The organism is Streptomyces sp. NPDC060205 (assembly GCF_042728395.1).
Taxonomy (GTDB): Bacteria; Actinomycetota; Actinomycetes; order Streptomycetales; family Streptomycetaceae; genus Streptomyces.
Genome location: NZ_JBHWZP010000421.1, coordinates 1 through 7,064 on the forward strand (window position 1 = coordinate 1; position 7,064 = coordinate 7,064).

At 71.4% G+C, this 7,064-nt stretch carries 3 protein-coding genes; 2 read left to right on the top strand and 1 reads right to left on the bottom strand.

Annotation, left to right across the window (positions count from 1 at the left end):
* Positions 1–136: 136 nt before the first annotated feature.
* On the bottom strand, positions 137–3,484 hold the full coding sequence (locus ACFWGJ_RS39760; protein ID WP_387333840.1) for a S41 family peptidase: 3,348 nt from the start codon (positions 3,482–3,484) through the stop codon (positions 137–139).
* A gap of 279 nt (positions 3,485–3,763) precedes the next feature.
* Here ACFWGJ_RS39760 and ACFWGJ_RS39765 point away from each other — a divergent pair, with 279 nt between their 5' ends.
* On the top strand, positions 3,764–4,354 hold the full coding sequence (locus ACFWGJ_RS39765; protein WP_387333838.1) for a TetR/AcrR family transcriptional regulator: 591 nt from the start codon (positions 3,764–3,766) through the stop codon (positions 4,352–4,354).
* 229 nt (positions 4,355–4,583) lie between these two features.
* Positions 4,584–6,809, top strand: coding sequence for an MMPL family transporter (locus ACFWGJ_RS39770; protein WP_387333839.1), 2,226 nt, complete (start codon positions 4,584–4,586; stop codon positions 6,807–6,809).
* Positions 6,810–7,064: the final 255 nt, after the last annotated feature.

Below are 7,064 nucleotides of genomic sequence, written 5' to 3' on the forward strand. Positions count from 1 at the left end.
CCGCGCCCCTCAGGAGGGGCTGCGCCCCATCAGGGGCGCGGGGAACTGCGCGATCAGCCCCCACCGGGCCGCAGGTTGAGGCGAATCGGTCAGTGACCCCGTCAAGGCGACCCCGTCAAGGCGACCCCGGCTAGGGTCACGGCCGGGGCGGCAGCCGGGGCCGGGACCGGTCGGGGAGGCCGGTGTACGGCGGCGGTGTGGCCGCCGGATGCAGGGCCAGCAGGTCAAGCGCCAACCGCACCGCGTCATCCAGCTGCGCATGCCGCCCCTCCGCCCAGTCCAGCGGAGTCCGCAGCACCTCCAGATCAGGACAGACCCCGTGGTTCTCCACGGACCACCCGTACGCGTCGAACCACGCCGCGTTCATCGGAACCGTGATGACCGACCCGTCCCCCAGCTCATGGCGTCCGGTCATCCCGACGACCCCGCCCCACGTGCGCAGCCCCACCACCGGCCCCAGTTTCAGCAGTTTGAAGGCCGCCGTGATCATGTCCCCGTCCGAGGAGGTCATCTCGTCGGCGAGGGCGACCACGGGCCCGCGCGGGGCGTTGGACGTGTACGACACCGGCTGTGCGTTACGGGTCAGGTCCCAGCCCATGATCGTACGGGTGAGCTTCTCGATGACCAGCTCGCTGATGTGGCCGCCCGCGTTGCCGCGTACGTCGACGATGAGGGCGGGCCGCGACACCTCCATGCGCAGATCGCGGTTGAACTGGGCCCAGCCCGAGCCGCCCATGTCGGGGATGTGCAGGTAGCCGCACCGGCCGCCGCTCAACTCCCTTACCACCGCACGGCGTTTGGCCACCCAGTCCTGGTAGCGCAGCGGACGCTCGTCGACGAGGGGAACCACCGCCACCCGACGCGAACACCCCGAGCCCCCCGAGCCTCCCGCGCCCCCCGACCCCTCCGCCGGGGTGAACGTCAGCTCCACCGTCGTACCGCCCGCCCCCGCGAGCAGCGGGAACGGACCGGTGACAGGGTCCACCGGCCGCCCGTCCACATGCGTCAGCCGCGCACCCTCGCGGATCCCCGTACCGGCCAGCGGGGAGCGTGCCTTGGAGTCGGAGGAGTCGCCGGGCAGGATGCGTTTGAGCACCCAGTTGCCTTCCCTGCAGACGAAGTTGGCGCCCAGCAGGCCTTGGGGCCGCTGATAGTGCGGCGGCCCTTCGTTGCGGCGCGCGGCGATCACGTACGCGTGCGAGGTGCCCAGTTCGCCCAGCACCTCGCGGAGCAGGTCGGCGAACTCGTCGGGGGACGCGACCCGTTCGACCAGCGGACGGTACTGGTCGAGAACGCCCTGCCAGTCGATGCCGCACATGCCGGGTTCCCAGAAGTACGCGTGGATGAGGCGGCCCGCCTCGGCGTACGCCTGCCGCCATTCCGCGGCCGGGTCGACCTCGTGCAGGATGCGGCGCAGATCGATCCAGACGGTCGAGTCGCCGTCGCCCGGCTCGGTGGACGGCACGGCCCGCAGCTCTCCCTCGTCGACCACGACGAGCCGGCTGCCGTCGCCGCTGGGCGCGAACCAGTCCAGATGGTCGACGAGTTCGGACTTCTTCGCCTTGGAGAGGTTGAAGTGCTCCAGGGTCGGCCGGCCGCTGGTGTCGTCCGGGTTCGCGAACGTCTCGCCGAGCGCCCCCGAGATCGGCCAGCGCAGCCAGACGAGTCCGCCGCCCGCGACCGGGTACAGCGCCGAGTACTTGGAGGCCGTGACCGGGAACGGCGTCACCCGGCTCGCCAGCCCCTCGGTCTCGACGGTCACCGTGCCGCCCCCCGCGCCCCCGTCCCCGCCTCCCTCCTCGTCCAGACCGCCGGCCGCCGGACGGCCCTCGGGGGTCAGCGCGAACGGGGACGGGGTCGCCGAGGACAGCGGTACGAGGTACGGGCGGCAGCCCAGCGGGAAGGAGAGGTCGCCGGTGTGGACGTCGTACACCGGGTCGAAGCCGCGCCAGGAGAGGAAGGCGAGGAAGCGGCCGTCGCGGGTGAAGACCGGGTTCTCGTCCTCGAAGCGGCCGTTGGTGACGTCGACGACCGTACGGGCGCCCGGCCCGTCGATCCGCGCCAGCTTGATCTGGCGGAGCGTGCGGCCGATTCCGGGATGCGACCAGGTGAGCCAGGCCCCGTCGGGGGAGAAGGCGAGGTCGCGCACGGGCCCGTTGACGGACCGGACGAGCTCGGTGACCACCCCCTCGGCCCCCTCTGCCCCTTCGTCCCCCTCGGCCCCTTCGTCCCCTTCGTCCCCCTCGTCCTCCTGGCCCTCCTGGTCCTCCTGGCTCACGGTGAGCAGCAGCAGTCGGCCGTCGTGCGAGGCGATCGCCAGCCGTTCGCCCTTCGGGTCGGAGACGAGTTCCAGTACGCGGCCCAGTTGCCCGGCGGCCAGGCGGCGGGGCTCGCGCGCGCCCGTCGCGCGGGGCAGGTAGGCGATCTCGACGGCGTCCTCGCCCTCCGCGTCGGTCACGTACGCCACCTGCCCGCCGGAGCCGAGCATCTCGGGCAGCCGGACGCGGACGCCCGGGGTGTCGGCGATGGTGCGGGCGGGGCCGTCACGGTGCGTGAGCCAGTACAGGCTGCCGCGGACGACGACCGCCCCGGCCCGGCCCGTCTCGTCGACGGAAATCCCGTCGACGTGCTGGGCGGCCGGCACCTGGTAGGGCCGGCGGCCCGTGCGGGGCCCGCCGAGCCGTACGTCGAGGCGGCGGGGCCGGGCGTCCGCGGCCAGGTCCTCGACGATCCACACCTCGCCCGCGCACTGGTACACGACCCGGCTGCCGTCGCTGGACGCGTGCCGGGCGTAGAAGGCGTCGTGGTCGGTGTGGCGCCGCAGGCCGGAACCGTCGTGCAGGCACGAGTACAGATTGCCGACGCCCTCGTGGTCGGAGAGGAAGGCGATCCGGTCGCCGACGAACATCGGCGAGTCCAGATGCCCGTCGAGGTCGGCGAGGAGGCGCTGCCCGTGCAGCCAGAGCCGCCCGGTGGCGCCACCGCGGTAGCGCTTCCAGGCGGCGGGCTCGTGCGGGGGCGTACCGGTGAGAAGGAGCGTCCTGCGCTCGCCGTCGACGTCAGCGACCGCGATGTCGGAGACCGGGCCCCAGGGGAGCTTGCGGCCGGGGCCGCCGTCGGCCGGCACGCTGTAGGCCCAGGTGAAGTAGGAGAAGGGCTCGCCGTGCGAGGCGACGGCGAGGATCTCGCAGGTGCCCTCCGCGTCGGGCGGCGACCAGCCGCAGACCTGGGTGTCGGCGTTGCCCCAGTAGGTGAGCCGCCGGGCCGGGCCGCCGTCGACAGGGGCCAGCTGGATCTCCGGCACGAGACTGCGCCAGGTCGTGTACGCGAGATGCCGCCCGTCGGGGGAGAAGCGCGGGTGGCTCACCTTGGTCCGGTCGACGGTCACGCGCCAGGCGCGGCCGGGCCCGTCCAGGGGCGCCACCCAGAGATCGTCCTCGGCCACGAAGCAGAGCCGGTCCCCGCTGAGATGCGGAAACCGCAGATAGGAGGCGGAGCCGCCCGCACCCGCGCCGGCCGCGTCCCCGTCCCCGTCCCTGTGTCCGCTCCCGTACCCGGTCCCGTTCTTGCTCTCGTACTTGCTCTCGCTCTCACTCGTGTCGCTCACCCACCCATGCTTTTCCGGTGGGCGGGGCCCGGCAACTCGTGGTTCCGGACGGACGCGTGACCCACCACACGTACGAAACAGTTTCGTTTCGTTGACGCGCAGGGTATCTTCAGAGGAGTACGAGACAGTTTCGTTCGAGCGGAAGCGGTGAATGGGATGGCTGAGACAGCAACGACGCGTCGCAGCCGGCTCACGCCCGAGCGCGAGGCCGAGTTGTACGAGGCCGTGCTCGATCTGCTCAGGGAGGTCGGTTACGACTCCCTGACCATGGACGCCGTGGCGGCCCGCACCCGGTCCAGCAAGGCCACGCTCTACCGCCAGTGGGGCGGCAAGGCCGAACTGGTCGCCAGGTCGGTCCGGCACCACAAACCGGTCGGCATCGCCAGCGTGGACACCGGTTCCCTGCGGGGCGACCTCCACGCGATGATCACCCGCCAGGACGACTGCGAGATGGAGCAGAACTCCTCCCTCATGCGCGCCCTGGGGACGGCGGTCCACACGAACCCCGATCTGCTGGCCGCCCTGCGGGAGTGGCTGGTCGAACCGGAACTGGACGAGATGCGCCAGGTGGTGCAGCGAGCCGTCGACCGCGGCGAGGTCCGTGCGGACAACCCCGCGATCGACTTCCTGCTGCACATGATCATCGGGTCCTTCGCGGCCCGGACGATCATCGACAACGAGCCACCGACGCAGAGCTTCCTCTCCTCGTACATCGACGCAGTGGTCATCCCCGCCCTCGTCGCCTGACCCCACCCCCTCCGAGACCCCCGAGAACCGGCACCGAACCACGGCGCCCGCCCTCCCCTCCTTTTTCCTTTCCTCTCCTCACGCACCTGACGCGACCGCTCACGTCGTCGGGCCGATGATCCCTGCCCTGATGCCGGCGCCGATGCCAGCCATCGCCCTCCGCGCCACCGGCGCATCACCGAGCCGCATCACCGACCTGCATCACCGACCTGATCGGGAGTACGCCCCCGTGGCAACGTTCCTCTACAAACTCGGCCGCCTCGCCTTCAGGCGACGGCACTTCGTCGTCCTGATATGGGTGGCGCTGCTGACGCTCGCGGGCGTCGGGGCGGCCTCCGCGCCCGCCGCGGGCACGACCTCCTTCTCCATCCCGGGCACCGAGGCGCAGAAGGCCTTCGACCTGCTGGAACAGCGGTTCCCCGGTGCCAGCGCCGACGGAGCGACCGGGCGCATCGTCTTCAAGGCGCCCGAGGGCCAGAAGATGACGGACGCCGACAACAAGGCGACCGTCGCGAAGACCGTCAAGGCACTGGGCGACGGCTCCGAGGTCGTCTCGGTCACCGACCCCTACACGACGAACGCCGTGAGCAAGGACGGCACGGTCGCCTACACCTCCGTGCGGTACGACGCCCCCGGCATGGAACTCGCGGACTCGACCAGGGACGCCCTTGAGGCGGCCGGCGAGTCGGCCCGGGACACCGGCCTGACGGTCGACGTCGGCGGTGACGCGCTGGAGGCCGGGGCGGAGATGGGCGCGACCGGCGAGATCATCGGCCTCGCCCTCGCCGCGGTCGTCCTCGTCGTCACCCTCGGTTCGCTGGTCGCGGCAGGACTGCCGCTGCTGACGGCGATCATCGGCGTAGGCATCGGGGTCTCCACCATCACCGCGCTCGCCAACGCGCTCGACCTCGGCGACACCACCTCGACGCTCGCGCTGATGATCGGCCTCGCGGTCGGCATCGACTACGCGCTGTTCATCGTCTCCCGCTACCGGGCGGAACTGGCCGAGGGCCGTGACCGCGAGGAGGCGGCGGGCCGCGCCACCGGCACCGCCGGCTCGGCGGTCGTCTTCGCCGGGCTCACGGTGGTCATCGCCCTGGCGGGCCTCGCGGTCGTCAACGTCCCGATGCTCACCAAGATGGGCCTCGCCGCGGCGGGCACGGTCGTGGTCGCCGTCCTCATCGCGCTGACCATGATCCCCGCGATGCTCGGCTACGCGGGCGGCAAGATCCGCCCGGCGAACGAGAAGCGCAAGGCCAAGGACACCGGTACCTCGGCGGGTAAGCCGTCCAGGCCCAACATGGGCACCCGCTGGGCGAGCTTCGTCATCCGCCGCCCGGCGGCCGTACTCCTGCTCGGCGTCGTCGGCCTCGGTGTCATCGCCGTACCGGCCACCCAGCTGGAACTGGGCCTGCCCGACGACGGCTCCCAGCCGACGTCCACGACGCAGCGCAGGGCGTACGACCTCCTCTCGGAGGGCTTCGGCCCCGGCTTCAACGGCCCCCTGATGATCGTGGTCGACGCCAAGGACAGCGCCGACCCGACGGCCGCCTTCACCGCCGTGACGGATGGCATCAAGGGCCTCAAGGACGTCGTGACGGTCACCCCGGCGACCCCGAACAAGGCGGGCGACACCGCGACGATCACGGTGATCCCGGACTCCAAGCCGTCCTCGACGCAGACCGAGGACCTGGTGCACGCCATCCGCGGCCAGAGCGCCGACATCAAGGCGGACACGGATGCCGAGGTGCTGGTCACCGGCACCACGGCGATGAACATCGACTTCTCCCAGAAACTGAACGACGCCCTGGTCCCGTACCTCGCCCTGGTGGTGGGCCTGGCCTTCCTCCTCCTGATCGTGGTCTTCCGCTCGATCCTGGTCCCGCTCAAGGCGGCGCTCGGCTTCCTGCTGAGCGTGCTCGCCGCGCTCGGCGCGGTGGTCGCGGTCTTCCAGTGGGGCTGGCTGGCCGGCCTGATCGGCGTCGAGGAGACCGGCCCGATCATGTCGATGATGCCGATCTTCATGGTCGGCGTGGTCTTCGGCCTGGCGATGGACTACGAGGTGTTCCTCGTGACCCGCATGCGGGAGGCGTACGTGCACGGGGAGTCCCCGAGCCAGGCGGTCGTGACCGGCTTCCGGCACAGCGCCCGCGTCGTGGTCGCGGCGGCGATCATCATGATGGCGGTCTTCGGCGGCTTCATCGGCGCGAGCGACTCGATGATCAAGATGATCGGCTTCGGCCTCGCCATCGCCGTCTTCTTCGACGCGTTCGTGGTCCGCATGGCGATCGTCCCGGCGGTCCTGGCCCTGCTCGGCAAGCGGGCCTGGTGGCTCCCGAAGTGGCTGGACCGCGCCCTGCCGAACGTGGACGTCGAGGGCGAGGGCCTCAAGGCACTCGACGCGGCCCGTCCGACGACTGCACCGGACGAGGACCGGGAACTGGTCCGCGCCTGACAGCGCGGCCACGCATGACCAGCCGGTGAGGGGCCCGTGGGGACGGGAGCCCCTCACCGGCTTCCATGTGTGCTCCTGGGCCGGACGTGAGCGGGCCGTACGAACGCGAGGGGCCGTGCCGGTACGCCGTGGTCCGCCGCCCCCGGGCATACGGAACTCCGCTGACATGGGGAGCTGCGTTCGGAAGGGCTACGCGGGCGATCGACTACGACATGCCCCGGGGCTGCTCGTTAGTGTTATTGTAGTTGTTGTTGG